Below are 26,696 nucleotides of genomic sequence, written 5' to 3' on the forward strand. Positions count from 1 at the left end.
TTCAAGCTCTTTTCTTCGTCGCACTACCGTCTTTAGCCGATAGTTCTTGCAGTAAGTGGCTTGATAGCAAAATGCCGGTATGGATTTGCTGCAGATCGTCCACGCGCGACTCTTTCGTCAGGCGCTCGATCGTCTGGTGATCGTTAAAACGGAATTGGCAGACCAACTGGTTGGTCTCAGCCAGTTTGACCATTTGTGGCAACGTGAGTTGAGCGAGCGCATCAGCCATGGTCTCGTCGATCCCCAGACGGAACATTGCCGATGCTTTTTCATCATTAATCAGACGCTGTGCTAAAAGTAAATATGACAAATTGATGTCATAAATATGCTTAAGTAATTCAGACGTACCCATATTCCCCATCCCGACAGACTATGTTTAAAAACATACGCTGGGTGATAATTTTTATCGCCCGTGACCTGGGTTTGTTCCCTAAATTGGCAAATGAATCCCTGAATAACGACCGTTATAAATTTTTCAACATCACTAAATTCGGACCGTCATTCAGTATTTGATACGTGCGTAAACCAACGTGTATGGATGTACAGCATTTTGCTTCAGCAGTGTTTAATCACCGTGAAACTATTTTTACAAAATTAATAAGATTATTCCTAATGCAGCGCAACTCTACCCCCGAACCATTAGCACACACAATGTAAGTGAGAGGCAATTTTAAATACAATGTGATCTGCGTCACAAAAATAAAAAATAATTAAGCCAAATATCGCATTTATAGTGTTTTTTTTGACCTTATTTTTGTTCGCAAAATCACCACAGGTAAAAAAACGTCTAAAAAACAATGTATATAAGCCAAAAAAATATCGTTTTTAGATCAATTCGAACAAAAGCATAACCAAACTAAAATAACAGAACAAAAATCTGCTCGTAGCCGATAAAGACAGTATAAATAACCATTTTCCGACGAATAAACTATCCGCATTGAAAAGTAACTCACGTAAACTATATGGTTTTAGGGTTTCGGATTTGACTTAAAATTCGAGTCATTGGCTGTTTTAATTTTCAGCTAATGATCCAATCAGGTTAACAATGTCTCGTTGAGGTTGTGAACAAGAAAGCAGAGGTAACCATATGTTTCATGATCATGGGAATGAAAGCGGCAGGTTTCGGATGTTTTTTGGCTAAAATTATCTCAAAACGATTTATCGGCGGTATTAATTAAAACTTTAATCATTTTTTATCGTTAGTTAAAAATGATTGAAACCTCACTTCATGTTTATCGGTCATTAAAAACCCCCGTATAAAATAAAACGTAGTTTCGTTTTATTTTATACGGGTTTCATATATACCCAGTAGATTTCACGTTGCAGCCAGGCAGTCGCTCACTCATGCTGAAGAAGAGTTGTCAGGTTGGCACTAATGGGAATGAAAAAGCTCGGGTTGGCATCCCCCCTCCTCTGTGATCCCAAGAGCAAGGCATGTCGCATTTGCACAAGTCGGGGGAAAGGCGCCCGCCCGCCTTGCCGCCCGGACTTTTTAAGCCTGAGACTTTCCCTATTTTGTATGCCGATCGACAGCCAGGCATTGCCGACAATCCACGGGCATATTATTATTTGCAGCGCAGGGTCAACTTGCGCGCAGCCATTTATTACCGTATTGAAATTTATTTATTTGAAATTAATTTTTCAGGTCGCACATCACACTTTTGCTGCTGTCATGATGACAGGGTGATGTTTCTTCGTCCGACAACAACTCTTAACAGGCTATATTTTAATCATGACCGATACCCTGGATTACCTGATGACATTCCGCAAATGCACCAGTTTGGACAGCGTGGAAAAGGTGTACGACAAGCTCAATTATTCCATTGATAATGATATTGAAATCAGCAACATGTACCGTGCTGCCGATCACCGTCGTGCCGAGCTGGTTGCCGGAAAACTGTTCGACTTGGGCAAGGTACCAAAAACTCTGTGGGCGCAGGTGCTATAATTTTTTTATTACGCGCGCGTGTCTGTTGATCTTTTATTGCTAAATAACGGCAATGCCCCATGATTTATTGACGCGCGTGATACAAAACACATTTATTAGTTTCGCCAGGTTCTACCCTTTTACCCTAACAACAGGAAACAGGAGTGGAAGATGGGATATCAAAACGTTTTGGTTACCGTCGCCGTAGCGGCAGACAGCCATCGCCTGGTTGAAAAAGCCGTCTCCATCGTGCGCCCCTACAACGGCAAAATCACCCTGCTGAGCATGATCGCCAATCCAGAAATGTACAATAACTTCGCCGGGCCGATGTTGGGCGATCTGCGTGCCTTAATGGAGGAGGAAACTCTGTTGTTTATGGAAGAATTACGCCTGCGGGCCGATTATCCAATAGCCGATACGCTGATCGTCCACGGCGAGTTGGGTGACAGCCTCAACTACGCCAGCCAGCGGCAGACCTATGATCTGGTGGTTTGCGGCAATCATAGCGACAGCATGATGAACAAGGTTTCCTGCTCTGCAGCACGCTTTATCAATACCAGTCATATCGACGTACTGATCATACCTCTTTAACGCTGAGCACATTCGGCTATTTCCTCTGGTCAATGATTGACTAGACTTGGGATTCCATCCGCATAAGGAATGTCTGATGTCCCAGTCTATGCAACACAACCGCCGTTTTTTACTTGCCTCACGCCCGCATGGTGAGCCTACCGCAGACAATTTCCGCCTGGAAAAAGTGGCGACGCCGCAACCAGCTGCTGGCCAGGTACTGTTACGTACCGTCTATCTGTCACTGGATCCCTACATGCGCGGCCGGATGAGCGATGCCCCTTCTTACGCGCCACCGGTAGAGATCGGTGAAGTGATGGTTGGCGGCACGGTATCGCGTGTTGTTACGTCACAGCATCCCGACTTCAAACCCGGTGACTGGGTGTTGGGCTATGACGGCTGGCAGGATTATGCTTTATCTGACGGCAGTGGCTTGCGTAATCTCGGTCCGGACCAGAAACACCCTTCCCGCCTGCTCGGCGTCCTGGGCATGCCGGGCTTCACCGCCTATATGGGCCTGTTGGATATTGGTCAGCCGAAACCCGGTGAAACCCTGGTGGTTGCTGCCGCCAGCGGCGCCGTCGGATCGGTCGTCGGACAGGTCGCCAAACTGAAGGGTTGCCGCGTGGTCGGCGTGGCCGGCGGTAAAGAGAAATGCCGCTATGTGGTAGAAGAGCTGGGCTTTGATGCCTGTGTCGATCACCGGGCGCCTGATTTTGCCGAGCAGCTGGCCGCAGCCTGCCCGCAAGGTATCGACATTTACTACGAGAACGTCGGCGGTGCGGTGTTTGATGCGGTGATCCCGCTGCTCAATACCCAGGCGCGTATTCCGGTGTGCGGCATTATCGCCCACTACAACGCCACCGACTTGCCTGCCGGCCCGGATCGCCTGCCGATGCTGCAGGGGCTGATTCTGCGTAAACGCATCCGCATGCAGGGCTTCATTATTTTTGATGACTATGCAGAAGGCTTTGGCGAATTCCTGCAGCAGATGGGCGAGTGGGTCGAGCAAGGGAAAATCAAATTCCGCGAAGATCTGGTCGACGGACTGGAGAATGCGCCACAGGCGTTGATCGGCCTGCTGCACGGCAAGAACTTCGGCAAGCTGGTGATCCGCGTCGGCGACGAATAACGCTAAAACTGCTACGGGTCGAAAATGAGTTCGACCCGATTTAACTCATCGATGATGCCGGCGGACGCAGCATGCGGCGCCCCTACCATGAAACACTGAACACTTTACCGGCACCTCAATGCAGCGCTCCCCCGGTGATGGTTAAATCTTCCCCCACCGTCAGCGCGGTATGCACAATACTGCGCACCGCCGCGATCATCGTCGCTAATGCCATACTTGGTTTTCCCGGATGATTGACCGCCAGCTCATGGCTGTAGGGAATATGGATAAAACCGCCCTTGATCGCCAAATTATGGCTGGCGATATGGTGACTCAGGCCATAAAAAAGCTGGTTGCAGTTGTAGGTCCCCGCCGTATGCGAAACCACAGCCGGAATGCCTGACTGACGCAGATGATGCACAATCGCCTTCACCGGCAGCGTGGAAAAATAGCCCACCGGGCCGCCCTCCACTACCGGTATATCTATCGGTTGTTTACCGGCATTATCAGGAATACGGGCATCGATCAGGTTGATGGCCACCCGCTCAATGGAGATTTCACCGCGCCCACCCGCCAGCCCCAGACAGATAACCACCTTTGGGCGCAACTCTTCAATCGCGGCAATGAGCTGCTGGCTGGACAAACCCAGCACGCAAGCCAATTGACGTACCACCACCTCCGCACCCGCCACCTGTTCCCCGGCCAGAGCTTGCGCGACCTGCCATGAAGGATTAATCGCGTCGCCGTCAAACGGCTCTATACCCGTCACTAATACCCTGTCCATCGCCACACCTATGTTGTTATTGAATCAGCGTGCTCTCAGCCTAAACAACGCGGTATGATTCTGGAAATGGATTATCTGTATATAGAGTATTCATAATATGAATTTATCCAACGTCGATCTCAATCTTCTGGTGGTGTTTGAGGCGTTGTACCAAACGCGTAATGTCACCGTCGCCGGCCAACGCCTGAACCGCGCTCAACCCTCGGTAAGTAATGCGCTGGCCCGACTTCGTACCCTGTTTGACGATCCATTGTTCGTTCGCAGCGGCGGCGGCATGCTGCCCACCGCCCGTGCTCACCAACTGATGCTGCAGATACAACCGGTGTTGGAACAGATCCATCAGGCATTAACGCCGCCGACCCGTTTCGATCCGGCAACGGCCAGCCAGCGCCGTTTTAGGCTGGCAGCCGGTGATTATGCGGATATCACACTGTTACCCACCATCATCAGTCGGCTGCGTCAGGCGGCGCCCGGTATTGATATCCGCGTATCACGGCTGGATCGGCGCACGGTGGTGCAACAGCTTGAACGTGGAGAGATAGATGTCGCCCTCGGCGGGCATCTTGAAGTGCCGGAAGGCATGCTGGTGCAGCCGTTATTTAACGAGAGTTTCACCTGTATCGCCAGCCGACATCACCCACAGATAGCGGCCGAAAGCTGGAGTTTGCAGCAATACATTGGCCTGCCCCATGCGCTTTATGCACCGTCGGACGACGGTTCAGCACGCGGGATCATCGATCAGAGGTTGACTGAAATGGGGCTGGCGCGGCGGGTCGCCGCGACGTTTTCACATATTGTCGCGCTGCCTGCCGTGGTGGCGGGTAGCGATCTGATAGCCACCCTTGCCACCAGCGTTGCCCGGCAATTTGCCGATCCTTCACGAATTCAGTTCCTGCCGCTCCCCAGTGAATTGGCTATGCCTGCCTTCCCTATCGAATGTGTCGCCGGCCGACAGGTTAAACGCGATCCTGCGCTGGCATGGTTATGCGACACTCTCAGCCAGCTAAATCTTCCTTCTTTTCACCGTTAATCATCCACTCTGCTGTTTTAACAACCAAGCCAGGCGCCCCAGCGCGAGTGGCTTCGCGTCCAGACAAATAGGAATCCTCCTAAATTACATTCCGCTTATTTATATATGTGATCATCTTTACCCTGCAAATGGTAAGCACATAAAACAGCCTGTCACTTTTTTTTCGTTAAAAAATAGTTGTTATTTAAGTACATTGGCTTAAGTGTTACATAATTATTTCATGGTATTACCAATGACCCACTAAAGGCACACACAAAAACCAATTAAACATAACACCATGTTTTATATGCATTAAAAACAAAACGTGAGTAAGCTAACGAATTAAACATTGATCCAGAAGGTTATTTTGCAAATTTTCAGGGCTATTGTAGACTGCAGACTCTCTGTTTATATGTAAACTTTGTTAAATTTTTCGTCAGACCATGTCTCAAATCGTGACAAATACGCTATCGGGATCGCGCGTCAACTCTCGTGCGGTAGCCATGCCTAAAGCCATGGATAGTACGAATTAACTTATCATTACTCAATTCCCTCAACCCTGTTTAGCCACGGTTTAAGAACCTTCCGGGAGGGGAGATTCACTGGGATTTTTGAGTCTTGAAAACCTGACCACCGCCCCTACAAAACCACGACGTACAAGCAGCCAAAACATCAAGATTGTGAAGTAGCCTGATATCTATTAAACCGAAAAACGGGATTGTTTTTGAGCGATGCAGCCAACTGTTCGCTGATATCTACAGGAAGCCTGACACACACAATGAAACTCATAAAAACATTGCGTCCAAGCGTGCCTTATCGTTCTTGCCACCGGCAGGAACAACATCACCCGGATGTCTCCATTTTGGTGCAAACCGACATGGGGGTTTCCCCGCGTCTGCGCCCTGAGCCTGAACTACGGCAACTCGCCAGCGAGGAGCTACGGCTTACACAGTGGCGTCCTCAGCCCGTCATTCTCAAAGCCAATCTCCATCTGCAAAACTCCACGACTGCATTGGGCATCTACACCGCGCCCAGTCGGTCAGAGATATTGCTGTTTGCCCCCTGAAATAGACGTTTTTATTACACAGCCCTTCATGTCATTTCTGCCCATAAAAAGATCAAAGAGGATATTGTGAAAACACGGATTGCCCTAACGCTGCTAACCGCCCTGACGCTTGCCGGTTGTTCCACCCCGCCACCGCCGCCGCCGGCTCTCGATATCAACGCCATGATCAGCAGTGAAGTGGACGGCGTAAAACTTCAGCACCGCGCAGCCATCAAGGCTCCGCAACAGTTCAAACCTATCGGCAAGGAATACCGCAGCCTGTATGCGGCCAGCATCATGAGTAGCCCGGGTTACAGCGGCAGCGCCGTCGGCAGCCTGGACAATGCCGCCGCGTTTTATGTGCTGGGGGAAGTCGAAAACAATTGGCTGGCGATCACCGAGGCCGAAGGTGGAAACCTGATGGGCTACATCCAGGCCAACGCCGGCGTACCGGTTTCGCGCTACAAATCGACGCTGCGTAAAGATTTACCGCGTCGTAATCGTGCTACCCGGCAGGACTGCGTGAAAGTCGGCGGTGACAGCAAAGCCTGTAAAGACAGCGGTTCTGCCACCTGGATCCTCCAGTAGTTTCCCCCTGGTTGACGAGACTCACCATGATAACAACACCCACCACCTCCCGCTGGTGCGGGATAGTGTTCCTGCTGTTGGGCGCATTGGTGCTCAACGGCTGCATGTCTTCTGCCAAGAGCGTGCCCTCGCGTTATAGCCTGGTCTTCGATGCCGACAGCCAGGTGAACGCCTCGGCAGGCCAACGACCGGCACCGATAAAGATTCGGGTACTGCTGCTACGTTCCGATGCGGAATTTATGGACGCTGACTTCTTCAGCCTGCAGAGCGATGCCAAAAGCGTGCTCGGCGCCAGCCTGCTGGACAGCGACCAATTCTTCCTGACCCCGGGCCAAAGGGGCAAGAAACTCGGCGGCCAAAGCACGCTCGAAACTCGTTATATCGGCATCATCGCCGAATATCAGAACCTCGATGGCAAAGCCTGGCGCATTTCACTGCCGCTACCGGAACCGACCGAGACCAATTTCTACAAGGTGTGGCAATTCTCACCGGATGAGCTGGAAGCCCACATTGTGGCAGGCATTAATGGCCTGCACTCCGTGAAAGATCCCGACTGACCTGCAGCCAGGGCCAAGCGAAGTAACTATAGGTGTGACGATGAAAGATGCTCATAAGGTCGTCTGGACTGAAGGGATGTTTTTGCGCCCTCATCATTTCCAGCAGGCGGAAAACTATCTCGAAAACTACATGCGTAATTGGGGCCAGGCCCACCAGGGTTATTTTTGGGGCTTCCTCCAGCTGGATTTGGATCAAACCTTGCTGCGTCAGGGCAAAATTGCGCTTAACGCTGCCAGTGGCATCATGCCGGACGGCACGCCCTTTCGTTTTTCCGGCGCCCAACAGGCGCCTGCTCCGCTGGCCATTGCCGAAAACAAGACCGGCGAAAACGTGGTTCTGGCATTGCCAACCTACCGCGCGGGCCGTGAAGACGTGATTTTTCAGGAAGCACCGGACGCGCTGGCGCGTTATCTGGCCTATGAAAACGAAGTCGACGACCTGAACGCCGTTTCGGTCGGCAGCGCGGCATTGCAGTTTGGTCAGTTGCGTCTGCGTCTGATGTTGGAAAGCGAACTCAATGCCGAATGGACAGCCCTCGGCGTAACCCGGGTGCTGGAAAAACGCGGTGACGCCAGCCTGCGTCTCGATCAGGTGCAAATTCCGCCGATGCTGAACTGTCAGGGAAGCCCGGTGCTGAAAACCTTTATCAACGATCTGCAAGGCCTGCTGCAACAGCGTAGCCAGCAGATGAGTCAGCGCCTGCTGCAACCGGGGCGCGGCGGCAGTTCCGAGATGGTCGATTTCATGCTGTTGCAACTGATTAACCGCCATCTCGGCCAGGTGAGCCACGCTTACCATCTCGATCACCTGCACCCGGAACGCCTGTTCGCCGACTGGCTGCAGTTCGCCACCGAGCTAGCCAGTTTCTCGGCGCAGCGCACACCGGAAGCCCGGCTACCGGTGTACGACCATGACAACCTGGCGCTGTGTTTCGGCAAATTGATGCTGTTGCTGCGCCAGGGGCTGTCGGTGGTGCTGGAAGACAACGCCATCCAACTGACGCTGGTCGAACGCTCGCATGGCCTGAACATTGCCACCGTACAAGACACCAAAATGATGCGCGACTTCGGTTTCGTGCTGGCGGTACGTGCCGATGTCGCCGCCGAAGTGCTGCTGACTCACTTCCCGGCGCAAATGAAGATTGCCCCGGTAACGCGTATTCGCGATCTGGTGCAGTTGCAACTGCCAGGCATCGGGCTGCGCACCATGCCGGCGGCACCACGCCAAATCCCCTATCACGCGGGTTATACCTATTTCGAATTGGAAAAAGGCAGTGACCTGTGGAAGCAGATGGAAAAATCCAGCGCCTTCGCTCTGCACCTGGCCGGCGACTTCCCGGGTCTGGATATGGAATTCTGGGCGATTCGCAGCCATACGGACCGGTAACCTATGACTCAGGAAAATAACATAACGCCGGCAGGCAACCCGTTGGTAGAAGCCGCGAACCCTTTGCTGAACGCCATTTCGCAAATCCGCCAATCGGCCACCCACGCCAATCCGGCGCAGCTGCGCCAGCAACTGATCGATAAAGTTCGCCACTTCGAACTCCAGGGTCAGCGCTCCAACCTGCCGTATGAAGTGATTATCGGCGCACGTTATTGCCTGTGTACCGCGCTGGACGAAGCCGCCGCGCTAACGCCCTGGGGCAGCAGCAGCGTCTGGTCCGGCAGCGGACTGTTGGTGACTTTCCACAACGAAACCTGGGGCGGAGAGAAGTTCTTCCAACTGCTGGCCAAGCTGTCGCAAAGCCCACGCGAACACATCCAACTGCTGGAACTGATTAACTTCTGCCTGCTGCTGGGGTTCGAAGGCCGCTATCGAGTGATGGAGAACGGCCGCTCGCAGTTGGAAACCATGAAGCAACGTCTGCTGCAACTGATCCGCTCGGTACGCGGCGGTTACGCCCCGCCACTGTCCCCCAACGCACTGGATCTGCCGGTACAGCAAAAATTGTGGCGCCCTCTGGTGCCATTATGGGCCTGCGTAGCACTGACCGGTTTTCTGGCGTCGTTGCTGTTTATCGGCCTCAACTGGCGGCTGGGCGACAGCACCAGTCCGGTGCTGGCAGCTATTTATCAGACCAACCTGCCACAGGTTGCCATCAGCAATCCGGCACCGGCGGCACCACCGACGCTGAGCCTGAAAAGCTTCCTGCGCAAAGAAATTGCCGAAGGTCTGGTGGTGGTGCGTGACGAAGCTCAGCAGAGCGTGGTGATCCTGAAAGGGGATGGCCTGTTCGACTCCGCCGCAACGACGGTGCGCGGCAACTATATCCCGGTCATTGACCGCATTGCCGCGGCGATGAACGGCGTCAGCGGCAAGATCCTGGTCACCGGCTACAGCGATAATCTGCCGATCCGCAGCGCACGCTTCGCTTCCAACTGGGAGTTGTCGCTGGCACGCGCCGACGCGGTCAGCGCCCAACTGCAGAAACACCTCGACAACCCGCAACGGGTGAAGGCGGAAGGCCGCGGTGAAAGCAACCCGGTCGCACCGAACAATAGCAAAGTGAACCGCGCGCTGAATCGCCGGGTAGAAATTACGCTGTTGGTTGCGCCAGAAAATACCCAGGCGGAAATCAACGGCTTGCCGCAAGGAAACGGAAAGTAATGCTCAGTACGTTATTCTCCATCATCACCAGCCGCCTGTTATGGGGCTTTGCCGGCATTACTGCGCTGGCGTTCATCATCTGGATGATCGGCCCGTTGGTGGCTATCGGCGATTATCGGCCGCTGGAGCCGGCACTCAACCGCCAGTTAACCATCGGCGCTATCTATCTGATCTGGTTCCTGTGCCGCATTATTCCACGCATCTACAGTGCCTGGTTCAACCGCCGCCTGCTGAGTAACCTGCGTGCCGCCGAAGAAGTCCCGGCTGAAAACGGCAAGCCGGTAGCCAAACAGGATGAGCAGCTGGCCCAGCGCTTTGATGAAGCGGCGCAATTGTTGAAGAAAGCCCGCTTCGCACCGGGTCAGGGGGACAGCAAACACCGCTGGATGACCCACTTCAGCAGCCAATATCTCTACCAACTGCCGTGGTATGTGATCATCGGTGCGCCGGGTGCCGGTAAAACCACCGCGCTGGTCAACTCCGGCCTGCATTTTCCGCTGGCAGATCGCTTCGGCAAGTCTGCCCTGCGCGGTGTGGGCGGTACCCGTAACTGCGACTGGTGGTTCACCAATGACGCCGTGCTGCTTGATACCGCGGGTCGTTATACCACTCAGGAAAGCCAGCGCGAGGAAGATGCCGACGAGTGGAAAAGCTTCGTCGGCCTGCTGAAAAAATACCGTACCCGTCAGCCGATCAACGGCGTGATGGTGACCATCAGCATCGCCGATTTGTTGAGCGAAAGTAGCGAAGCCCGCGCCGCGCAGGCCAGCTCGCTGCGTAAACGCCTGATTGAGCTGCATGAACAGTTGGGGATCCATTTCCCGGTTTATGTGTTGGTCACCAAGACCGACCTGCTTAATGGCTTTATGGCCTATTTCAACGGCTTTGATAAAGCGCAGCGCGAGCAAATCTGGGGGTTCACCTTCCCCTATGAGGCATCGCGTCAGCCAGATTTCAATCTGAATGCCACCTTCGAACAACAGTATGCTTTGCTGCAGCAGCGACTGGATGCCGCGCTGCCTGAGACCTTGTTGGTTGAACATGATGGCCGCCAGCGGGCTGAAAGCTACCTGTTCCCGCAGGAATTCGCGGCCCTGCGTCCGCTGCTGGGCCAGTATCTGGAACAGGTGTTTGCCACCTCCAGTTTTGAAACCCGCTTCACCCCGCGCGGTATTTACTTCACCAGCGGCACCCAGGAAGGTCTGCCGTTCGATCGGGTGATGGGCGAACTGAACCGTTACCTGCAATTGCCAACGGCGAACAGCCAACCACACGCCAACCCGGCCTGGAACCATGTGGATCCGGCCGCACCCATCCCGGCTGGCAAGGGCCAAAGCTTCTTCCTGAAAGACACGCTGGAATCGGTGATTTTCCAGGAGTCCGGGTTGGCGGGCAGCAACCGCTGGTGGGAATACCGTAACCGCGCGGTGCATTGGGCGGGCTATATCCTGCTGGCGGCCTGCCTGGCGATCCTGGCGATTTTCTGGTTCACCAGCTACAGCAACAACAAGGCTTATCTGGCTGAAGTGGCCGCCAAGGTACCCGGCGTAGAACGCCAGGGGCTGGGCCTGACGCAGTTGGGCAATGACGATATGCTTTCGCTGCTGCCGTTCCTCAACAGCGTGCTGCATTTGCCGGACAGTCAGAACTTCTCGCTGGAAGATCCCCCGTTCACCTATCGCATGGGGCTGTACCGTGGCGATCAGGTCAGTGATGCCAGCGACTCGCTGTATCAGAAAGCGCTAAAGGAGTTGCTGCTGCCACAGGTGGCACAGCAGATCGCCACGACGCTGCGCAACGACAACCACGGCGATGCCGATTTTAGCTACGAAGCGCTGAAGGCCTACCAGATGCTGTATCTGCCGAAACAGTATGACGGCAAATTCCTGCGCGCCTGGGTCATGCTCAACCTGCAACGCAACCTGCCGCAGGGCAGCACCCAGAAGCAGCTGCAGCAGATTGAATGGCACCTGAGCCAATTGCTCGACGAACAGATCCAAGCTTCGCCTTACGCCAAAGATGAACCTATGGTGGAACAGGCCCAGGCCGCGCTAAACCGTGCTCCCCTGTCGCAGCGGGTGTACGGCCGCCTGAAACGCCTGCTGCTTAAGCAAACCGAGATTAAACCGGTCAGCCTGGTTGACCTGGCCGGCCCGCAGACCGAACTGGCCTTTTCGCGCAAAAGCGGCAAACCGGTGACCGACGGGGTGCCGGGCCTGTATACCTCACGGGGCTATTGGAAAACCTTCAACGACAATATTGATCCGGTGACCGATACCCTGCGTCAGGAAGATGTTTGGGTACTGAACAGCAAAACCCCGGATCAGAAAAACGCCGATTTGATCAAAACCATTCGCCAACTGTACATGCAGGACTTTATCAACGCCTGGGATGAACTGCTGGGTGATATTCAGTTGGCCAATATCGGAAACCTGAGTCAGCGCATCAGCAGCGCACGCTTGTTGTCAGGCAACCCTTCGCCGATGCGTAACCTGCTGGTTAACGTCAGCAAAAATGTCACCCTGCGCGACGAGAAAAGCACTGCTGACTCCCGTTCGCTGCTGGATAAAACCGAAGACCGGCTGAGCCAGAGTGCCAACCACCAATTGGAAGCCCTGTTCACCCATCGACCGGCCAACGCCGACGGCGATGTCTCAGCCCAGCCGGAACAACTGGTGATGGCGCATTTCGCCGCATTACTGGAGCTGGCGCAAAGTCAGGGAGAAGGCAACAAGGCGATCCCGTTCGACAGCGTGCTGAAACAGGTTGATGAGTTGTACAGCTACCTGACCGCGGTTCAGGGTGCGGCCAACAGCGGCATGTCGGCACCGCCCAGCGATATCATCCCGCGCTTGCAGGCCGAGTCCGGTCGTTTACCGGTGCCGTTCAAACAGATGCTGCTGTCGTTGGCGATTGGTGCCAGCAGCGACACGCAACGCAAAGAGATGGAAAACGTCAAGAAACGCATCAGCGTCGAAGTCGGCAGCTTCTGCCGCCAGGCGATTGCCGGGCGTTATCCCCTGGTCGCCCGGGCGCGTCAGGAAGTGACGCCTGACGATTTGGCGCGCATGTTTGCGCCGAACAGCGGGCTGATGGACAGCTTCTTCCGTGACAATTTGCAGGGCAAGGTCGACACCACCCGTGCCAACTGGCGTTTCACTCCCGGCGTAGACGGCAAAACGCTGCCCGGTGGCGAAGGCATCCTGCGTTCATTTCAGCAGGCACAACGCATTCGTGACGCCTTCTTCGCCAACGGCACCGCGACGCCGTCTTACCGCGTGACCGTTCGACCGGTACGGATGGATAACGACATCCTCAACCTGACGCTGGATATCGACGGGCAACTGTTCAAATACAGCCACGGGCCGCAGGTTCCTCTGGTGATCAGTTGGCCGGGTACCCGTAATACCAATCAGGTGCACCTGCAGCTGGCGCTGGCCAACGGATCCACCGCCAGCCTGGTCACCAGCGGCCCCTGGGCGCTAAACCGTTTGGTGGATATGGCGCAGACTTCCGCCGGCAGCAGCAGCCTCGGTCGTCAGGCAACCTTTAACCTGGATGGCCACCGCGTAACGCTGGAGTTCACCCCCAACAGTATCCGCAATCCGTTCCAGTTACCGGCATTCTCCTGCCCGTAGGCCCGAAGGACAAGATGATGAGCAATGACCTGATCCCAACCACAAGCATTGGCTGGTATGGCAAGATCCCTTCCGCCGGTGACTTCCTGCAGCGTCGTCTGCCGGATATGGTGGTTAACAATTGGGCCCACTGGTTCCATAACGGCCTGGTGAATCTGCAGCGCAATCCACCGGGCGCGAACGGAAATCCTTTCAGCAATGCGCCAGTATGGAACTTCGTCATTCCGGCCACGCTCGGCAGTCAGTATGTCCAGATGGGCTGCCTGTTGCCCGCTCGTGACCGGGTGGGACGTCATTACCCGATCTGCGCCCTGCGCCTGTTCTGCCAGCAAGACTGGCGAACTCAGCAGTTGAACATGGCGGCGGAATGGTACAACCAGCTCGGCCACCGGCTGCTCAATGGCGTGCGCAACGGTTTTTCCGCCGAGCAGCTCGACCGTTCGCTGCTGGAAATCCCCACGCTGCCGACCCCACCGGCGGAGGCCGACTCCGAGATCCTGTCGATTATCGGCTTCCAGCATCCGGACGTGCCCGGCTTGGGCTGGCAACAGGCGGCCGACTGTTTCGACCCGGCGCAATACACCAGTTTCTGGTGGACCAATCAGGCCGATGGGCATCCACTCTATACCCATGTGCACAGCGGTAACCTTACCGTGCAACTGTTCTCTCTGCTGTTTGAACCCAATGGCTGGGCGCGCCCCGGTCGTGGCGGTCAATATCCGCAGATGTTTGATTAATCTCGCCTGTTGAAGGAAATTTTATGGCTATCGACACCCTGTTAGCCCCGGTTGACGCAGAAAATCCCTGCGGCGAAAACCTGGAATATGACACCGATTTTCTGGCGATGGAGCAGGCTGCGACCGGTAAGAGCGAGCAGCAGTTCGGCAGCACTATCATTCCGGCAGAAGCACCGGACTGGGTGCAGGTGGAACGGCTCGCGACCACGTTGCTGATGCGTACCAAAGATTTACGGGTGATGCTGTGCCTGACCCGCGCCTGGACGCAACTGCGCGGATTGCAAGGTTACGCCGACGGTCTGATGCTGATCCACCAGGCGCTGGAGCGCTACTGGGACACGCTGCTGCCTTTGCTGGAGTTCGACGGCGAGGCTGACCCGCTGTTTCGCATCAACGTGCTGGCCGATCTCGGCGACAAGGCCGCGCTGACCACCAGCGTGCGCGCCGCGCCGCTGCTGAAAGGGGCTACCGGTGAAATCTCGCTGCGCGACGCCGGGGCCCTGCTCGACGGCAGTAAGCTCGAGTGCCCGACCTTTCCTGGCGGCCGTGCGCGCCTGCAGGATGAACTGTCTCAGCCGGAGCGCCCGGAGGCGCAATTGGTGATACGCATCGCCGAAACCCTCGCAGCCATCAGTACTACGGTCACTCGCCATTTAGGCGAAAGCGCCCTGCCGGAAATGCACAACCTGACAAAAATTTTCGCCCTGGTCGCTCAGTTCGGCCAGGACAGCGCCCCGGTCAGCGAGTCAGCCGAACAGCCAAATGACGCTGCCGTACCACCGACCAGCGCTGCCGCAGCGGCCCCGGCCACCACGCTCAACTGGCGCAGTGCGCAAATTCAGTCACGGGACGACGCCCAACTGATGCTGGACAAGGTAAAACACTATTTCCGTCTTCATGAGCCCAGCCACCCGGCGCCGCTGATGATCGACCGGGTACAGCGGCTGATTGCACTGGACTTTATGCAAATAATCCGTGATTTGGCACCCGATGGTCTTAACCAACTGGAGACCATTCTAGGTCGCCCCGATAACGAGGAGAACAACTAGCCGCCGACCCCTTTGTTCTCTTAACGATACTCATAACCGCATTTGAACCTGACTCTCCAAGCCGGAAGAGGCGCGTTCCCAATCGCCATTAGATGGAGTAAATCATGCCAAACTCGAAATCCCGTAGCGGGCAGAAATTTATCGCCCGCAACCGCGCACCGCGCGTACAGATTGAATACGATGTCGAAATTTATGGCGCAGAGCGCAAAATCCAGTTGCCGTTCGTGATGGGCGTGATGGCAGACCTGGTGGGGAAATCGGTTGATCCACAGGCGAGCGTTGATGAGCGCAAGTTCCTGGAGATCGACATCGACAACTTCGATGAACGCATGAAATCGCTGAAACCGCGCGTTGCCTATCAGGTCGACAACACCCTGACCGGCGAAGGCAAACTGAATATCGATCTGACGTTTGAAAGCATGGAAGACTTCTCCCCTGCGGCGATTGCCCGCAAGGTGGACGCGCTGGACAACCTGCTGGACGCCCGCACCCAACTTTCCAACCTGTTGTCTTATATGGACGGTAAAAACGGCGCTGAAGAACTGATCTCCAAAATCCTGCAAAACCCGGCCTTACTGCAATCCCTGACCGATGCGCCGAAACCGGCCGCCACGGACGACAACAATCAGCGTGAGGACTAATCGATGAGCAACTCGCCTCAGCAACAAAAAGCGCTGCAGACCAGCGAAGCTTTCTCCAGCGATGAATTCAGCGCGCTGCTGAACAAAGAGTTTCGCCCCAAGACCGATCAGGCCAAGGAAGCGGTGGAAAATGCGGTAAAAACTCTGGCGCAGCAGGCGCTGGAAAACACCGTGACGGTCTCCTCTGACGCCTATCGCACCATTCAGGCGCTGATCGCCGAAATAGACGAAAAACTGTCGCAACAGGTTAACCAGATTATCCACCACGCCGAATTCCAGAAGCTGGAAGGCGCCTGGCATGGCCTGCACTATCTGGTCAACAACTCCGAAACCGATGAAATGCTGAAAATCCGCTTTATGAGCATTTCCAAGCAGGAGCTGGGCCGCACGCTGAAGCGCCATAAAGGTGTGGGTTGGGACCAGAGCCCCATCTTCAAGAAAGTGTACGAGGAAGAGTACGGTCAGTTCGGCGGCGAACCCTTCGGTTGCCTGGTGGGCGATTACTACTTCGACCACAGCCCACAGGACGTAGAGTTGCTGGGTGAGATGGCGAAAATCAGCGCAGCCTCCCACTGCCCCTTCATCGCCGGTACCGCACCGAGCGTGATGCAGATGGAATCCTGGCAGGAGCTGTCCAACCCACGCGATTTGACCAAGATCTTCCAAAATACCGAATACGCCGCCTGGCGCAGCCTGCGTGAATCGGAAGATGCCCGCTATCTGGGCCTGGTAATGCCACGATTCCTGGCGCGCCTGCCGTATGGCATCCGAACCAATCCGGTTGACGAGTTCGACTTTGAGGAAGAAACCGACGGCGCGAACCACGGTAACTACACCTGGACCAACGCCGCCTACGCCATGGCCGCCAACATCAACCGCTCGTTCAAAGAGTTCGGCTGGTGTACCGCGATCCGTGGGGTGGAGTCTGGCGGTGCGGTAGAGAACCTGCCGTGCCACACCTTCCCGAGCGACGACGGTGGCGTGGACATGAAGTGCCCGACCGAGATCGCCATCAGCGATCGTCGCGAGGCCGAGTTGGCCAAGAACGGCTTCATGCCGTTGGTGCACCGGAAAAACTCCGACTTTGCCGCCTTTATCGGTGCCCAGTCGCTGCAAAAGCCGGCCGAATACTACGACGCCGATGCATCTGCCAATGCTCAGCTCTCCGCCCGTCTGCCTTATCTGTTCGCCTGCTGCCGCTTCGCGCATTACCTGAAGTGCATCGTCCGTGACAAGATCGGTTCTTTCCGCGAGCGCGACGATATGGAACGCTGGTTAAACGACTGGATCATGAACTACGTGGACGGCGATCCGGCCAACTCCTCGCAGGAAACCAAGTCGCGCAAACCGCTGGCCGCTGCGGAAGTTCAGGTGGAAGAGATCGAAGACAACCCGGGCTACTACAGCGCCAAGTTCTTCCTGCGCCCACATTACCAATTGGAAGGCTTGACCGTCTCCCTGCGTCTGGTATCGAAACTGCCTTCACTGAAGCAGAACGACGCATCCTGACGTGCTGAAAGTCAGGCCGTGGGTCTGGTGAAAACATTGCCGGTAATCCCCATGATGGTTATCAGCAGGATAACCCGCAGTAATCAGCATTGAGCCATTGTCGTTTTTTAATGATGGCTCGGTAATTAATACCGATAGTATTCGGTATTTAATAAGGTGCATGGCACAAGGATATTAAATGGTAGTGCATTGCCAAATTTTCAATTCCTGCTGCTATTACCTGAATTTTTCAACGTAACGTTAATACTACTGTTAACCCTTAATAAAGAGTGAAGATACTATGGCTATTGATATGTTCCTGAAAGTTGAAGGTGCCAGCGGTGAATCTAAAGATTCAAATCACAAAGGCTGGACCGACATTACTTCTTTCTCCTGGGGCGCTTCTCAACCAGGCAACATGAGCGTGGGTGGTGGTGGCGGTGCCGGTAAGGTTTGCTTTAACGATCTGCATGTCAATGCGCTGGTCGACAAATCAACCCCGGCGCTGCTGAAGCACTGCTCCAGCGGTAAACACCTGACCAAGATTGAACTGTCAGTCTGTAAAGCCGGTGGCAGCCAGGTTGAATACGTCAAAATCACTCTGGACGACGTGCTGGTCACTGCCGTGCAGTACACCGGTGCCGGCGGTGAAGACACCGTGGGCGTAACCTACTCCTTCCAGGCATCGAAAGTGAAACAGCAGTACTGGGAGCAGAGTGATAAAGGTGGTAAAGGCGCAGAAAGCAGCGCAGGTTGGAATATCAAGGAAAACCGCGAAGCTTAATCTGTTTCCCCCGGTTCCGGCCGGGGGCTATTTATACCCTCTCATTAGTAAATCGGGTTATTCGTACCTGCAGTCATCTCGCCATTAATATTAAAATAGAAAACCAGTCACATAATAAAAAAGCCGCATGCTAACCGGCTTACCAAAATAACCGCAAATTTTGGTAAGCCAGACACCGAAATAATAATTAACTGCAATATATCCTAATCAGCAGGAATGCCTTATGCGATTTTCTATTGTCAAAAATAAAAGTGGCCAGGTTCCGCCACAGAGCAGCTGCGACTTTCTGCCGCCCGGCGGCACCATTGGCCGTAGCGTGGACAACAACCTGGTATTGCCGGACGAAGAGCGTGCCATCTCCCGGTTGCAGGCGATCGTACATATTTCTGCTGATGGCGAATGCCGCGTAACCAACCGTGGCAACGTCACCCGCGTGTTGCTGAACGATATTCCCCTGGAGCGCGGCCGTCAGGTGGAGCTGCAGGATGGTGATATTCTCGGCATCGACGATTATCAGATCCAGGTCAGCTCCTTACAGCAAGCGGCTGCACCGCAGGCTCAGCCGGCAATTAAAACCGCCGACACCGCGCCAGTCACTACACCGGCTGCCAAAGAGAAAGCGGCAGCCCCCATCCCGAATGAGATCTGGGACAGCCTGGTAGAAGAGTTCACGCCAGCCACGGCGGTGACTGCGCCCCCGGCACCGGTCATTAATCAGGACAGCCATCCGCTGCTGGAAACGCCGGAGCCTGAGATGAACCCGGCCGATCCGCTGGCGCAGTTGGCGGGCGACGTCGAACTACGTCAACTGCAGTCGCAGCAAACCGATCCGGCAATGTTGTTCAACACCGACACCACCTTCGAGCGCGATCCTATTTTGGCCGATACCACCCCAAGTGCGCTGTTGGCCGAACAACGCCAGACCACCAGCCAGGCTGCGCCGATCAAACCCGCTGAGGCGGAAAAAAATGCCCAGGAGCTCGATCCGCTGGCGCTGTTTGGCGCTTCTTCTGCCCCCACGTCGCCGGACGCGTTGAACAGCAACGATCCGCTCGGCCTGCTGATGGGCAGCGCTGTTCCCCTGGCACAGCCAGAGCCTCCGGCTCCGGTGCCACCACCGGCGCCACCACCGGCGCCCCCATTACAGCAACCGGTGATGGCCGCCCCGCTGGAAGCACCGCAACCCAAAGTCGAGCCGCAGCCGGTCGCTCAACCGCAGCCCATGCCGCAACCTGAGCCACAGTTTTCGCCTTCAACCCCACCGCCTTCACCGCAACCGCGTCCACGCCCGGCCAACCGCCTGGGTATCGATCCTATTGCCTATCAGACTGCGCGTGCCCAAAACGGTAGCGTACCTGCGGGAGAGCGGTTGGAAGGCCCACTGTTAGCCGCATTACTGCAGGGGGTGGGTCTGGATGACCTGCAGCCACAGCCGCACTTTGATGAGCAACAGCTCCGCCAGGCCGGTCGGCTGCTGAGCCTGTTTTCTCAGGGGACCGTCGCCCTGCTCTCTTCCCGCTCAATCCTTAAGCGCGGTGTGAAGGCCGAGATGACCATGATCCTCGACGAGGCCAATAACCCGTTCAAACTGCTGCCCTCGGGCAAAACGGTATTGATGCAGATGTTCGGCAGCAAAATGCCGGGGTTTATGCCGCCGGAACAGGCGGTACGCGACGCACTGATCGACCTGCAGGCACACCAGTTAGGCATGATCGCCGGTATTCGCGCCATCATCGCCGCCATGCTGCAGTCGTTCAATCCGGATCGCCTCGAAGAGGAGGCGCGCAAGGAAGGCGCGGCACCTCGTCTGTCCCTGCCGGCCAGCCGCAAGGCGGCGCTGTGGGATTACTTCGTGAAAAGCTATCAGCAGACCTCCGGCGAAATCGAAGACGACTTTCACACCCTGTTCGGCGAAGCCTTCCTGCACGCCTATGACGTTGAAGTGAATCAATATAAAGACTCACAGACCCAACCGGACGCGTAATGAATATCACTATAGCCTCTACCTCCAATCAGGGCGGCCGCGCCTCTAATCAGGATCAGACCGGTGAAGTGGTCGGTAACCGCGCAGCCTGTTTCGTGGTCTGTGACGGCATCGCCGGTTTTCCCGGTGGTGACGTTGCCGCCAAACTGGCACACGACACCATCCTGCAAAACTTCGACGGTGAAAAACATCTCAATGCCCAGAGCATTCGCCAACACATTGCCAGTGCCAATGCCGCCATCCACCAGCAGCAACGGCAGTCGGACGAATACGGCAAGATGGGCACCACGCTGGTCAGCCTGTTTATCGATCGCGATTACCAACTGGCTTACTGGGCGCACGCCGGTGATAGCCGTTTGTACCTGTTCCGGCGCGGCTATCTGCATTCGGTGACCACCGACCACAGCCTGATCCAGCAAATGCAGGACGCCGGCTACCAAACCAGCGGCATCAACAGCAACCTGCTGTATTTCGCCCTGGGCCTGAATGAAGAACGCGACGCCAGTTACAGCGACGTGTTGCAACTGGAAGACGGCGACGTTTTCCTGCTGTGTACCGACGGTTTTTGGCACAGCTTTAGCCAGTCTGAACTGGAACAATCGCTACATATGGTCAACTCCCCCAGCGAGTGGATTGCCCTGATGGAGCAGGCATGGAAGAAAAATAATAACAGCGATAACTACAGCGCTATCGCCGTCTGGATTGGCTCACCGCAGGAAACCACCCTGCTGCATTCTCTGGCGGATGCGGAGCGGTTTCTGTCCCGCGACTGAGTCAGGTACAAATTCACAGCAAGGTTACCTATGAAATACTGGATGCCCGGATTTATCGCCCTGATGGCGATACCGGCCGCGCAGGCGGCGAATTATCGCTTGGTCTACTCCCCCAGCCAGAAGCTGGAAGTGTTTATCGATGGCGTCAAAAACAGCCAACCAGCAAGCTGGTGCGGCAAAACCATCCCGCTGCGCATCGTTTCGGCACAGAGCAAAGATCCCGCAGTGCTGGACGACTTCCTGCCACGGGTTGGCAATCTGTTGGCAAAGCAGTGTGCCAAAGCCAGCCAACTCCCCTGGACACTGACCGACAAACGCGGTGAAAAACTGGCGTCCGGCGAAGCCAGCAAGGCACGGGGCTGGAAGCCGGTACACAAACAGCAGGCCGTCGAACCGGCTGAACCCCCAACGCCGGTGATCCCCGCCGCCGTGGCGGTCACCTCGCCGCAGGCAGACAGCACGCCGGTGCCCAAGTTTGACCTGCCGCAGGGCTGCCATTTCCGCACCTACTGGAGCGAAGAAGCCAACGGCAGCGCGCTGTTTATCCCGAGTGGCGACGCCCTGCGTTGTGGTGATGACGGCTGGTTAAACGGCAGCAGCAGCGTCACGCTACAGCAAGATGGCAAAACCGCCTCGCCGGCATTGTCGTTCTATCAGGGCTATCCGCTGGTGAAGATCAACGTGGGTGAACACCCCTTGAACGTGATCAGCGCCAACGTGCAGCGGCTGGTCCTCGGTGCCAACCCGCAGGCACCGGGCAGTTTCGCGCTGTTACCTTTCGCCCCGCAGCTTCACGCCTGGTCATTTAACGGCGAAGTGATCGTCGAAATGCCGCGTGCAGAAGCCGCAGACACCGCCAAAGTCAAACAACGTATTGAGCAGGCACAGCGCGCCTGGCAGCCACTGCTTGCCAGCCCGGCCACGCCGCTGAACTTCAAGCTGGTGGAAAAGCTGGCCGACGATCGTCTTGACCCTGCCAGTGGCAGCTACCTGTCGGTTAACAACGCCACTCACTGATTATTAAGGAAAGCCCTGTGAAATCATTAACAAACATGTTGCAAGGCGGCACGGTCAGCGCCGCTATCGGCGCAGTGGAAAATGAGATCAAAGCGCGACCGGCGGATGCCGATCTGCGTGCCGCGCTGGTGCAACTGCTGTGTCTGAGCGGCAACTGGCAGCGCGCCAATGCGCAGCTGAAATCCTGGCAGGCATTGAAGCCCATCGCCCAGCCCACCACATTGCTGTTAATGCAATCGGTCAACGCGGAACTGCAGCGTCAGGCGGTGTTCGCCGGCGAGGCCCCTCCCGCGCTGCTGCAACAAAGTCAGCCCTGGTTGCAACCCATGATCCAGGCGTTGCGCCACGATGCCCTGGGCGAAACCGAACAGGCGCAGGCATTGCGCGACGACGCGCTGGAAGCGGCACCGGCCAGTGCCGGGCAACTGACCCTGGCTGAACGGCCACAACCCGTGGCGTTTGATTGGTTGACCGACGGTGATGGTCGTCTCGGCCCGGTTTGCGAACTGGCATTGAACGGCACCTATTACTGGCTGCCGTTCGCCGAGATTGCGGAAATTCAGTTCCAGGCCCCACAAAGCGCCGTCGATCTGGTGTGGAGCCACGCACTGGTGCGACTGAACGACGGTCGCGAGCAGGTCTGCCAGCTGCCTGCCCGCTATCCCCTGAACGCAGGCAGTGACGATGCGCTGTTGCTCGGCAAACGCACCGAATGGCAAGCGCTGGGCGAAGGGCCGCACTACGCCGGTCAGGGTCTGAAAACCTGGCTGAGCGAGAACGATGAGTTCCCGCTACACAGCCTGCGCCACCTGAGTTTTAACGCGAGCGCCTGACGATGAACAGCAAGCGGCCAACCCAACATGATGATGGTGACCTGCGCCGTCAGGGCTATCGCTCCCGCCAGGACAGCGAACGCCTGACCTCGCGCGACAAAATGCAGCCGGTGCTGCTCGACATGCTGACCGACGACGAACCGCAGAAAAAAAAGGAAGCTCAGGTGCGCAACCTGGTCTCGCACAGCGAACTGCGCCGTCGGGTGCTGCGCGACCTGCAGTGGCTGTTTAACTGCGTGAACAGCGAAGCCAGCCTCGATTTGGGCGATTTTCCGCAGGTACGGCGTTCAACCCTGAACTACGGCATCGCCTCGCTGGCCGGCAAACGCATGTCAGACATCGAATGGCAGGATATCCAGTTGGCGCTGACCGAATCCATCCTCAATTTCGAACCGCGCATCCTGCCCGAAGGGCTGCAGGTGCGCTGCATTTCAGATACCGGCTCGCTGGAGCTGCACAACGTATTGTCGATTGAAATCAAGGGGCGCCTGTGGTGTGTGCCCTATCCGCTGGAGTTTCTGTTCCGTACCGACGTGGACCTGGAGAACGGCCACTTCGATCTGAAAGACATAGGGTAAGCCGATGGACAGTAAACTTTTAGACTATTACAACCGCGAGCTGGCCTATCTGCGTGAGATGGGCGCAGAGTTCGCCGAGCAATATCCCAAAGTGGCAGGCCGCCTTGGCATGCGCGGTATCGACGTAGCGGATCCTTATATCGAGCGTCTGATGGAAGGCTTTGCCTTTCTCACCTCTCGCGTACAACTGAAGATGGACGCAGAGTTTCCGCGTTTCTCCCAGCGTCTGCTGGAGATCATCTACCCCAACTATCTGTCGCCAACGCCATCAATGGCGATTGCCGAGCTGCAACCCGACAGCAACAAGGGCGATATCAGCAACGGCTTTGTCGTGCCACGCGGCACCATGATGGACAGCCAGTCGCTGAAAAAGAGTGGCATCACCTGCAGCTACACCACCGCGCACGACGTCACGCTGCAGCCGGTGCGGCTGAAAAGCGTCGAGCTGGGCGGCATTCCGGCCGATATTCCACTGGCCGCTCTGGGGTTGCAGCACAGTGGCTGCGTCAGCGCGCTGCGCATCCGGCTGGAGTGCTATGACAGCGTCACACTCAACAACCTGCAGCTGGACCAGTTGATGTTTTATCTCTCCGGCCCGGACTTGCAGGCACAGCAACTGCTGGAACTGCTGATGCAGCACAGCGTCGGGCTGATTTGCCAGACGGTGGAAGCGCAACCGCAGCGGCGGGTGCTGGCGCTGGACGGGTTGCGGCAGGAAGGCTTCGCCGCCGATCAGGCGCTGCTGCCGAACGATCTGCGCAATTTTGAAGGCTATCGCCTGCTGCAGGAGTATTTTGCCTTTCCGGCGCGCTTTCAGTTCTTCAGCGTCAATGGCATACGCCCGCTGTTGCAAAGCGTACGCGAAGGCAAAAAAACGCTGCGGCAGTTTGAGATCCTGGTGCTGCTTGACCGTCAGGATGCGGCTCTGGAGCGGGTAATCGACGTCGCCCATTTGGCGTTGCACTGCACGCCGGTGATTAATCTGTTCCCCAAGGTCGCCGAACGCATCACGGTCAGCGAAAAAAGCCATGAATATCATCTGGTGGTCGATAACATTCGTCCGCTTGATTATGAGGTGTTCTCGGTACAACGGCTCGGTGGCAGCGCCAGCGAAAAACGCTATGAACAGGAATTCCGGCCGTTTTACAGCACCCTGAGCGCGGATGACGGCAACTACGGCGCCTACTTTTCACTGCGGCGCGAACAGCGCACGTTGTCCGAACACGCCCGTCGCTACGGCACCCGCACCGGCTATGTCGGCTCGGAAGTGTTCGTCTCGCTGGTGGATGAACGGCAGTCACCGTGGCACAGCGACCTGAAATACCTCACCGCCGACGTGCTGTGTACCAGTCGCGATCTGCCGCTGATGCTGTTGCAGCAGGATCAGGGCAATTTCGTGATGCCGGACTCGATCCCGATCAAACAGGTGTCGCTGAAAAAAGGTCCGACGCCGCCGCGCCCGGCGCTGGCCGAAGGCATGATCACCTGGCGGTTGATCAGCCAACTGCAATTGAACTACCTCAGCATGATGGACGGCGATCCGGAACAGGGGGCTGCCAGCCTGCGTCAGCTGCTCGGCCTGTACGGCAACCTGAGCGAGCCGGCGATCACCAAGCAGATCCAGGGCGTTCGCCACTGTAACCTGCGCCCGGTATACCGCCGGGTGCCCGAGCCGGGGCCGATCGTGTTTGCCCGCGGTATCGCCATCGACCTGACCGTCGATGAACAGTCATTCTCCGGCAGCAGCCCCTACCTGCTGGGTAGCGTTCTGGAGCGTTTGTTCTCCCGGCTGGTAGCGATGAACACCTTTACCGAAATGACGCTTTCCAGCCAGCAGCGCGGTGAGATTGCGCACTGGCAGGCGCGCATGGGCAAAAGGACGCTGATTTGAGCACTCTTGACGCCGAGGCGGAACTGACGGCACCGCCACAGATCAATGCCTTGCACCGCCTGCCGGAGGATTTCTGGCTGCGGCTCGGCAATGCGCCTTATAAGCACGATTTGTTTCAGCTGCTGCGGCGCCTCGACGCCCAGGGCGGGCAGGCATACCTGCTGGGCCGTGCCCCCCTGCCGCGCCATGAGATGCTGCGGCTGGGGCAAGAACCTTCACTGTCGTTCGCTCCGTCGACGCTGGCACAGGTCAGCCCACGGCCGCAAAGCCCGCTGCACGACGTTTCGATTTTCAGCTTTGGCCTGTTTGGCCCCAACGGGCCGCTGCCGCTGCACCTGACCGAATACGTGCGTGAACGGGTCTATCACCACCAGGACACCACCCTGCTGGCCTTTGCCAACCTGTTTCACCACCGGCTGACGCTGCTGTTTTACCGCGCCTGGGCCGACGCACAGCCCACGGTATCGCTGGATCGTCAGGATAACCGGCGTTTCGACCAATACCTTTCCAGCCTGATTGGCATCGGCCAGCCGGCACAGCAGCAGCGCGACAGCATCAATGCTCATGCCAAGCATTTTATGGCCGGTCATCTGATTCGCCACAGCCGCGATCCGGAAGGCCTGAGCAAAATCTTGCAACAGTACTTCAAAGTGCCGGTGCGCATCGTGGAAAACGTCCCGCACTGGCTGCGGGTGGAACCGCGCGAGCAGGCGCGCCTGAAGGCCGGTCGCGGCGCCCCCCGGCTCGGTGAGTCTTCGTTCCTTGGGATTGCCGTGCGCGATATTCAGCACAAATTCCGCATCGAACTGGGGCCGATGTCGCAACAAAACTATGAAGGCTTCCTGCCCGGAGCCGAACTGTGCCGGCAGTTGCGCGACTGGGTGCGCCAGTATCTGGGCATTGAGTTTGTTTGGGAACTGCGGCTGATCCTGGCCAAGGATCAGCTCAGCGGTACCCAACTCGGCGGTGCCCAGCGCCTGGGATTAAGCAGTTGGCTGGAAGACGCCCGTCAGCAACGCGACCTTGACGATCTGATCTTCAGCCCCGAACCGCTGGAAAACCCGTTCTGACTATTATTTTG

24 protein-coding genes are annotated in these 26,696 nt (G+C 56.3%); 22 read left to right on the forward strand and 2 right to left on the reverse strand.

All coding sequences use genetic code 11. From position 1 onward, the window contains the following. Position 1: 1 nt before the first annotated feature. Positions 2 to 352, reverse strand: a complete 351-nt coding sequence (gene flhD / locus ACNT1W_RS17250; RefSeq protein ID WP_012145711.1) for a flagellar transcriptional regulator FlhD — start codon at positions 350 to 352, stop codon at positions 2 to 4. Between the two features lie 1,380 nt (positions 353 to 1,732). On the opposite strand from flhD, the gene ydgT reads away from it, so the two are divergent. The 3 genes from ydgT (at position 1,733) to ACNT1W_RS17265 (ending at position 3,629) form a co-directional block, all read left to right on the forward strand. Then, positions 1,733 to 1,948: a transcription modulator YdgT gene (ydgT, locus tag ACNT1W_RS17255; RefSeq protein ID WP_012145712.1), complete on the forward strand. Its 216-nt coding sequence runs from the start codon at positions 1,733 to 1,735 to the stop codon at positions 1,946 to 1,948. Between the two features lie 150 nt (positions 1,949 to 2,098). Next, the gene (gene uspC / locus ACNT1W_RS17260) at positions 2,099 to 2,518 is read left to right on the forward strand and encodes a universal stress protein UspC (protein WP_419245901.1); all 420 of its coding nucleotides are present in this window, start codon (positions 2,099 to 2,101) and stop codon (positions 2,516 to 2,518) included. 76 nt (positions 2,519 to 2,594) lie between these two features. Further along, positions 2,595 to 3,629 carry an NADP-dependent oxidoreductase gene (locus ACNT1W_RS17265; protein ID WP_419245902.1) on the forward strand — a complete coding sequence of 345 codons (1,035 nt, stop codon included), beginning with the start codon at positions 2,595 to 2,597 and terminating at the stop codon, positions 3,627 to 3,629. A gap of 115 nt (positions 3,630 to 3,744) precedes the next feature. Here ACNT1W_RS17265 and pcp read toward each other — a convergent pair whose 3' ends face one another. Continuing rightward, a complete protein-coding gene (gene pcp, locus ACNT1W_RS17270; protein WP_419245903.1) occupies positions 3,745 to 4,392 on the reverse strand; it encodes a pyroglutamyl-peptidase I in 648 nt (215 codons plus the stop codon). Positions 4,393 to 4,489: 97 nt separating this feature from the next. Between pcp and ACNT1W_RS17275 the strand changes: the two genes are divergently transcribed. From ACNT1W_RS17275 to tssG, 19 genes are all read left to right on the forward strand, one after another. Beyond that, positions 4,490 to 5,422: a LysR family transcriptional regulator gene (locus ACNT1W_RS17275; RefSeq protein ID WP_419245904.1), complete on the forward strand. Its 933-nt coding sequence runs from the start codon at positions 4,490 to 4,492 to the stop codon at positions 5,420 to 5,422. Between the two features lie 757 nt (positions 5,423 to 6,179). Beyond that, positions 6,180 to 6,467 (forward strand): hypothetical protein, encoded by a 288-nt coding sequence (locus ACNT1W_RS17280; protein ID WP_129939748.1) that lies wholly within the window; start codon positions 6,180 to 6,182, stop codon positions 6,465 to 6,467. Between the two features lie 66 nt (positions 6,468 to 6,533). Beyond that, positions 6,534 to 7,034, forward strand: coding sequence for a type VI secretion system accessory protein TagV (tagV, locus tag ACNT1W_RS17285; protein WP_419245905.1), 501 nt, complete (start codon positions 6,534 to 6,536; stop codon positions 7,032 to 7,034). Positions 7,035 to 7,060: 26 nt separating this feature from the next. Next, positions 7,061 to 7,591 (forward strand): type VI secretion system lipoprotein TssJ, encoded by a 531-nt coding sequence (gene tssJ / locus ACNT1W_RS17290; protein WP_329906785.1) that lies wholly within the window; start codon positions 7,061 to 7,063, stop codon positions 7,589 to 7,591. A gap of 40 nt (positions 7,592 to 7,631) precedes the next feature. Continuing rightward, entirely contained in the window at positions 7,632 to 8,978 is a 1,347-nt protein-coding gene (tssK, locus tag ACNT1W_RS17295; protein WP_012145720.1) for a type VI secretion system baseplate subunit TssK, read from the forward strand. A 3-nt stretch (positions 8,979 to 8,981) separates the two neighbouring features. Then, a complete protein-coding gene (locus ACNT1W_RS17300; RefSeq protein ID WP_419245906.1) occupies positions 8,982 to 10,202 on the forward strand; it encodes a DotU family type VI secretion system protein in 1,221 nt (406 codons plus the stop codon). Next, complete coding sequence (gene tssM / locus ACNT1W_RS17305) at positions 10,202 to 13,840, forward strand: type VI secretion system membrane subunit TssM (protein ID WP_419245907.1); 3,639 nt, start codon at positions 10,202 to 10,204, stop codon at positions 13,838 to 13,840. Before ACNT1W_RS17300 ends, tssM begins: the two co-directional genes overlap by 1 nt. Positions 13,841 to 13,857: 17 nt before the next feature. After that, positions 13,858 to 14,577, forward strand: a complete 720-nt coding sequence (tagF, locus tag ACNT1W_RS17310) for a type VI secretion system-associated protein TagF (RefSeq protein WP_419246876.1) — start codon at positions 13,858 to 13,860, stop codon at positions 14,575 to 14,577. Positions 14,578 to 14,600: 23 nt separating this feature from the next. Continuing rightward, entirely contained in the window at positions 14,601 to 15,626 is a 1,026-nt protein-coding gene (gene tssA / locus ACNT1W_RS17315) for a type VI secretion system protein TssA (RefSeq protein ID WP_419245908.1), read from the forward strand. 104 nt (positions 15,627 to 15,730) lie between these two features. After that, a complete protein-coding gene (tssB, locus tag ACNT1W_RS17320) occupies positions 15,731 to 16,267 on the forward strand; it encodes a type VI secretion system contractile sheath small subunit (RefSeq protein WP_012145725.1) in 537 nt (178 codons plus the stop codon). Positions 16,268 to 16,270: 3 nt separating this feature from the next. Beyond that, positions 16,271 to 17,776, forward strand: coding sequence for a type VI secretion system contractile sheath large subunit (gene tssC / locus ACNT1W_RS17325; RefSeq protein WP_012145726.1), 1,506 nt, complete (start codon positions 16,271 to 16,273; stop codon positions 17,774 to 17,776). 280 nt (positions 17,777 to 18,056) lie between these two features. Next, on the forward strand, positions 18,057 to 18,539 hold the full coding sequence (locus ACNT1W_RS17330) for an Hcp family type VI secretion system effector (RefSeq protein ID WP_012145727.1): 483 nt from the start codon (positions 18,057 to 18,059) through the stop codon (positions 18,537 to 18,539). Positions 18,540 to 18,762: 223 nt separating this feature from the next. Continuing rightward, positions 18,763 to 20,523: a type VI secretion system-associated FHA domain protein TagH gene (gene tagH / locus ACNT1W_RS17335; RefSeq protein ID WP_419245909.1), complete on the forward strand. Its 1,761-nt coding sequence runs from the start codon at positions 18,763 to 18,765 to the stop codon at positions 20,521 to 20,523. Next, the gene (locus ACNT1W_RS17340) at positions 20,523 to 21,296 is read left to right on the forward strand and encodes a PP2C family protein-serine/threonine phosphatase (protein WP_012145729.1); all 774 of its coding nucleotides are present in this window, start codon (positions 20,523 to 20,525) and stop codon (positions 21,294 to 21,296) included. The genes tagH and ACNT1W_RS17340 overlap by 1 nt, the downstream gene beginning before the upstream one ends. A 30-nt stretch (positions 21,297 to 21,326) precedes the next feature. Then, complete coding sequence (locus tag ACNT1W_RS17345) at positions 21,327 to 22,313, forward strand: type VI secretion system-associated protein (RefSeq protein WP_419245910.1); 987 nt, start codon at positions 21,327 to 21,329, stop codon at positions 22,311 to 22,313. A gap of 17 nt (positions 22,314 to 22,330) precedes the next feature. Next, positions 22,331 to 23,146: a type VI secretion system accessory protein TagJ gene (locus tag ACNT1W_RS17350; RefSeq protein ID WP_419245911.1), complete on the forward strand. Its 816-nt coding sequence runs from the start codon at positions 22,331 to 22,333 to the stop codon at positions 23,144 to 23,146. A 2-nt stretch (positions 23,147 to 23,148) separates the two neighbouring features. Beyond that, positions 23,149 to 23,724 (forward strand): type VI secretion system baseplate subunit TssE, encoded by a 576-nt coding sequence (locus ACNT1W_RS17355; protein ID WP_012145732.1) that lies wholly within the window; start codon positions 23,149 to 23,151, stop codon positions 23,722 to 23,724. Positions 23,725 to 23,728: 4 nt separating this feature from the next. Further along, positions 23,729 to 25,615, forward strand: a complete 1,887-nt coding sequence (tssF, locus tag ACNT1W_RS17360; RefSeq protein WP_112363592.1) for a type VI secretion system baseplate subunit TssF — start codon at positions 23,729 to 23,731, stop codon at positions 25,613 to 25,615. Beyond that, positions 25,612 to 26,685, forward strand: coding sequence for a type VI secretion system baseplate subunit TssG (gene tssG, locus ACNT1W_RS17365; RefSeq protein ID WP_218217142.1), 1,074 nt, complete (start codon positions 25,612 to 25,614; stop codon positions 26,683 to 26,685). Before tssF ends, tssG begins: the two co-directional genes overlap by 4 nt. Positions 26,686 to 26,696: the final 11 nt, after the last annotated feature.

This window comes from Serratia sp. NFX21 (assembly GCF_048517035.1).
GTDB lineage: Bacteria > Pseudomonadota > Gammaproteobacteria > Enterobacterales > Enterobacteriaceae > Serratia > Serratia quinivorans.